This is a genomic window from Amycolatopsis sacchari (assembly GCF_900114035.1).
GTDB lineage: Bacteria > Actinomycetota > Actinomycetes > Mycobacteriales > Pseudonocardiaceae > Amycolatopsis_E > Amycolatopsis_E sacchari.
Window position 1 is genome coordinate 1 of record NZ_FORP01000058.1, and the last position, 5,252, is coordinate 5,252.

At 68.5% G+C, this 5,252-nt stretch carries 3 protein-coding genes; 2 read left to right on the top strand and 1 reads right to left on the bottom strand.

Going from position 1 to position 5,252, the window contains the following annotated elements; translation table 11 throughout:
* Positions 1-290: 290 nt before the first annotated feature.
* Positions 291-3,989, bottom strand: a complete 3,699-nt coding sequence (locus BMZ92_RS36540) for a multifunctional oxoglutarate decarboxylase/oxoglutarate dehydrogenase thiamine pyrophosphate-binding subunit/dihydrolipoyllysine-residue succinyltransferase subunit (protein ID WP_091517261.1) — start codon at positions 3,987-3,989, stop codon at positions 291-293.
* 238 nt (positions 3,990-4,227) lie between these two features.
* Here BMZ92_RS36540 and BMZ92_RS36545 point away from each other — a divergent pair, with 238 nt between their 5' ends.
* Positions 4,228-4,752 (top strand): YbaB/EbfC family nucleoid-associated protein, encoded by a 525-nt coding sequence (locus tag BMZ92_RS36545; protein ID WP_091517263.1) that lies wholly within the window; start codon positions 4,228-4,230, stop codon positions 4,750-4,752.
* A 14-nt stretch (positions 4,753-4,766) separates the two neighbouring features.
* Entirely contained in the window at positions 4,767-5,087 is a 321-nt protein-coding gene (locus BMZ92_RS36550; protein ID WP_091517262.1) for a type VII secretion target, read from the top strand.
* The last annotated feature ends 165 nt before the right edge of the window (positions 5,088-5,252 follow it).

Consider the following 5,252-nt stretch of genomic DNA (forward strand, 5'->3'; position numbering starts at 1 on the left):
GAAAAGCCGCCATCCGCGCCCTCAAACGCCACCTCTCCGACGTCCTCTACCACGCACTCCACACCGACCACCACCACTTGACATAGAAGCTTCCTTCGGCGTCGCTTCGCGATGGCTTCGCCACCCTTGACACGGTGAGCCAACCGCTAATGAGGCTGGGGATCGGTGTGGGGGTGGGTGTGGGCGGTGGCGCCGCTCGCGTTTGCGTTGCCGGGTGACGGTTGTGTTGTGGGGGCAAAAGAAGAAGGCGCCCTCCTCCCTGTGGGGTGAGGGCGCCTTTTGCCTTCGGATCAGTCGAATGCCCTGGCGATCAGGGCCTTCTGCTCGACCTCGTGCACCTTGGACGAACCGGCGCTCGGGGCGGCCATCGGGCGGCGGGAGACCACGTCGAGGCCCGAGAGCAGCTCCGGCAGCTTGCGCGGCAGGTGCAGGCCGAAGAACGGCCAACCGCCCTGGTTCTCCGGCTCCTCCTGGACCCAGGTCACCTGCGGCGAACCCGTGTACCGCTCCAGCGCCGCACGCAGCTTCTTGATCGGCAGCGGGTAGTACTGCTCGATCCGCACGATGGCGACGTCGTTCGCTTCACGCTTGGCGCGTTCCGCGACCAGCTCCCAGTAGAGCTTGCCCGATGTCAACAGCACCTTCCGGACCTTCGCCGGGTCCACCTGCGCGTCGTCGATCACGGACAGGAACTTCGACTGGCCGGTGAAGTCCTCGACGGACGACGTGGCCGCCTTGTTGCGCAGCATGGACTTCGGGGTGAAGACGATCATCGGACGACGGATCCCGTCGAGCGCGTGCCGGCGCAGCAGGTGGAAGTAGTTCGCCGGGGTGGACGGCACCGCCACCGTCATCGAACCCTCCGCGCACAGCTGCAGGAAGCGCTCGATGCGGCCCGACGTGTGGTCCGGACCCTGGCCCTCGTGCCCGTGCGGCAGCAGCAGCACGACGTCGGACAGCTGGCCCCACTTGGCCTCACCGGACGAGATGTACTCGTCGATCACCGTCTGCGCGCCGTTGACGAAGTCGCCGAACTGCGCCTCCCACAACACCAGCGCGTCCGGGTTCGCCACCGAGTAGCCGTACTCGAACCCGACGGCCGCGTACTCGGACAGCGCCGAGTCGTAGATCATCACGCGGCCCTGGTTCTCGCCCAGGTTCTGCAGCGGCGCGTACTCCCTGCCGTTCTTGCGGTCGATCAGCACCGAGTGCCGCTGCGTGAACGTGCCACGCCGCGAGTCCTGCCCGGACAGCCGGACCAGCCTGCCCTCGATCGCCAGCGAACCGAACGCCAGCAGCTCGCCGAAGGCCCAGTCGATCCCGCCCTCGCGCGCCATCTTCGCGCGGCGCTCCAGCACCGGCTTGACCCGCGGGTGCGGGTTGAAGCCCTCGGGCACGTTCAGGAACGCGTCCCCGATGCGCTCGATCACCTCACGCGACACGGCCGTCGGCACCTTGGCCGGGACCTGCTGCTCCTCCTCGACCGACGGGCTCGCCTTCGCCGGGTGCTTCTCCAGCTCACGCACCTCGTTGAAGACGTGCTCCAGCTGGCTGGAGAAGTCACGCAGCGCGGCCTCGGCCTCCTCGACCGAGATGTCACCGCGGCCGATCAGCGCCTCGGTGTAGGTCTTCCGCACCGAGCGCTTCGTGTCGATGATGTCGTACATCGCCGGCTGCGTCATCGACGGGTCGTCGCCCTCGTTGTGGCCGCGGCGGCGGTAGCAGATCATGTCGATGACGACGTCCTTGTTGAACGCCTGCCGGTACTCGACCGCCAGCTTCGCCACCCAGTGCGCCGCCTCCGGGTCGTCCCCGTTCACGTGGAAGATCGGGGCCCCGATCATCTTCGCCACGTCCGTCGCGTACTGCGACGACCGCGCGTGCTCCGGCGCGGTGGTGAAACCGACCTGGTTGTTGATGATGATGTGCACGGTGCCACCGGTGCGGTACCCGCGCAGCAGCGCCAGGTTCAGCGTCTCCGCCACCACACCCTGGCCCGCGAACGCCGCGTCACCGTGCAGCAGCACCGGCAGCACGGTGAAGCCCTGGCCGTCCTGGTCGCCCTTGTCGAGGATGTCCTGCTTCGCGCGGACGATGCCCTCCAGCACCGGGTCCACGGTCTCCAGGTGCGACGGGTTCGAAGCCAGCGACACCTTCGTCTCGCCGTCACCGAACATGCGGAAGTACTTGCCCTCCGCGCCCAGGTGGTACTTCACGTCACCGGAACCGTGCGCCTGCCCCGGGTCCAGGTTGCCCTCGAACTCGCGGAAGATCTGCGAGATCGGCTTGCCGACGATGTTCGCCAGCACGTTCAGCCGGCCGCGGTGCGGCATGCCGATGACGACCTCGTCCAGCTCGTGTTCGGCGGCCTTGTCCAGCACGGTGTCCAGCAGCGGGATCACCGTCTCGCCGCCCTCCAGCGAGAACCGCTTCTGGCCGACGTACTTGGTCTGCAGGAAGGTCTCGAACGCCTCCGCGGCGTTGAGCTTCGACAGGATGTACTTCTGGACGTTGGGGTCCGGCTTCGCGTGCGGGACCTCCACGCGGTCCTGGATCCAGCGGCGCTCCTCCGGGTCCAGGATGTGCGTGTACTCGACACCCACCGTGCGGCAGTACGAGTCGCGCAGCACGCCCAGCACGTCACGCAGCTTCATCCGCTGCTGGCCGGCGAACCCGCCCACGGCGAACTCGCGGTCCAGGTCCCACAGCGTCAGGCCGTGCGACAGGACGTCGAGGTCCTCGTGGCGGCGCTGGCGGTAGTTCAGCGGGTCGGTGTCGGCCATCAGGTGGCCGCGCATCCGGTAGGCGTCGATCAGCTCCAGCACGCGGGCGGTCTTGTCGATCTCGCCCTCGGGGATGTCCTCCACCCAGCGGATCGGCTCGTACGGCAGCCGCAGCGACGTGAAGATGTCGTCGTAGAAGCCGTCCTCGCCGAGCAGCAGCTCGTGGATGCGCTTGAGGAACTCGCCCGACTCCGCGCCCTGGATGATGCGGTGGTCGTACGTCGAGGTCAGCGTCATGATCTTGCTGATGCCCAGCTCGACCAGCGTCTTCTCGCTGGTGCCCTCGAAGTGCGCCGGGTACTGCATCGCGCCGACACCGATGATCGCGCCCTGGCCCGCCTGCAGCCGCGGCACGGAGTGGTTCGTGCCGATGCCGCCCGGGTTGGTCAGCGAGATCGTGGTGCCGGAGAAGTCGTCGGCGGTGAGCTTGTTGTTGCGCGCCTTCTTGACGATGTCCTCGTAGGCCTGCCAGAACTGGAGGAACGACATGTTCTCCGTGTTCTTGATGGAGGCCACCACGAGGGTGCGGGCGCCGTCCTTGCCCTTCATGTCGATGGCGAGGCCGAGGTTCACGTGCTCCGGCGTGACGGCGAACGGCTTCCCGTCGATCAGCTCGTAGTGCCGGTTCATGTTCGGGAAGTCGCGCAGCGCGCGGACCATCGCGTACCCGATGAGGTGCGTGAACGAGATCTTCCCGCCGCGGGTGCGCTTGAGGTGGTTGTTGATGACGATGCGGTTGTCCGCCATCAGCTTCGCCGGGACGGCGCGCACGCTCGTCGCGGTCGGGACGCTCAGCGAGGCGTCCATGTTCTTGGCGATCGCGGCGGCGGCGCCACGCAGCTGCTTGGTCTCCGGCTCGCTCTTCGCGGCGGGGGCCGCGGTGGCCTGCGGCTTCGCGGCGGCGGGCTGCGGCTTGGCGGCGGGCTTGGCCGGGGCGGCCTGCGGCTTCGCGGGGGCCTCGGCCTTGGCGGCGGGCTTCGCGGGTGCCTGCTTCGCCTGGCCGTTGGACGACTGCGGGGCCTGCGTGGCCTGCGGCGCGGCGGCGGTGTCCGGCTTGGTCTCCGGCGTCTGCGTCGGCTTGAAGTCGGAGAAGAAGTCATGCCAGGCGGCGTCTACTGAAGAGGGGTCGGCGAGGAACTGGTCGTACATCTCCTCGACGAGCCATTCGTTGGGGCCGAACTGTGACGCAGGGCTGCTGCTGGACACGGCAGGGACTCGCCTCTATCCATCTCGATCTTGGTTGTCCGCTTGATGCGCCTACCAGGCTAACCCCCCGGCGATCCGGGTTGTGATCGAAGTGGTGCATTCCCGTGGCACCGGCGTTTGGGATTGCTCACTTGATCGATGCAGGCCGCGCTGCGCCTGCTACTGGACGCCTGCTCCCGCCTGCGGGAACCTGGCACAGCCCGGCTGCGTCGGTAAGGAAGACGAAAGGGGACCGGTGGTGGCTGACCTCGGCGACGTGGAGCGCATGGTCGACGACTGGGAGCGCGACGCCAAGGAGAAGGCGGCCCGCTACCAGCGGATGCAGCAGGAGGTCCAGGGCATCTCGATCACCGGCTCGGCGGCGGGCGGCGCGGTCAGCGTCACCGTCGGCAGCAACGGGATCCCCACGGGCGTCGCGATGACGGACGCCGTGCGCAAGCTCAGCCCCGACGAGATCGCGGCCGCCGTGCTCACCGCCATGCAGCAGGCGCAGTCCCGCTATCCCCAGCGGATCCGGGAAATCCTCGCGGAAACCGTGGGGGACGACGAAACGAGCAGGCACCTCGTGGCCACCGCGGAGGAGAACTTCCCGCCGCCGCCCGAGGAGGAGCCGCCGCCCCCGGCGCCCGGCAGGCAGCTGCGCATCGAGACCGAGGCCGACGACGCCACCCCACCCCCACCGCCGCCACCGCGCCCGAAGCCCAGGCCCCGCGACGACGGTGACGACGACTTCGGCGACCAGACCTTCCTGCGGCGCGACTAGAAGGGGGAGTTCCCATGGCGGAGGGGTACGAGGTACTCACCGACGAGCTCACGACGCACGCCGGGAAGGTCGACGGCCTCGCCGAGCGGCTGAGCACCGCCGTGCAGGCGGCGCAGCAGGTCAGCATGGACAACAGCGCGTACGGCGTCATCTGCCAGCCCTTCGCGTTGCTGCTGGACCCCTTCGAGCAGCTCGGTGTGCGGGCGCTGCAGAGCGCGCAGGAGTCCGTCGCCGAGACCGCGACGAAGGTGCGGGACACGGTCCAGACCTACGAGGGCCAGGACCAGACCACCGGTGACGCCATCAAGACCCTCGGCGAGCCCCTGAATGGCTAACCCGCTCGTCGCGCAGGCGCAGTCGCAGACGACGGCGGTCACGGGGATCGGGATCGCGGAGTCGGCGGTCGATCTGGCCAATGGGGTGAAGGACGGGTCGTGGGTCGAGTTCGGTATGGGCGCGCTGGGTGTGGGCATGGAAGCGCTGTCCATGGTCATGGACCC

Coding starts and splice junctions, on each gene's coding strand:
- BMZ92_RS36550 (WP_091517262.1), top strand. CDS start 4,767: ATGGCGGAGGGGTACGAGGTACTCACCGACGAGCTCACGACGCACGCC.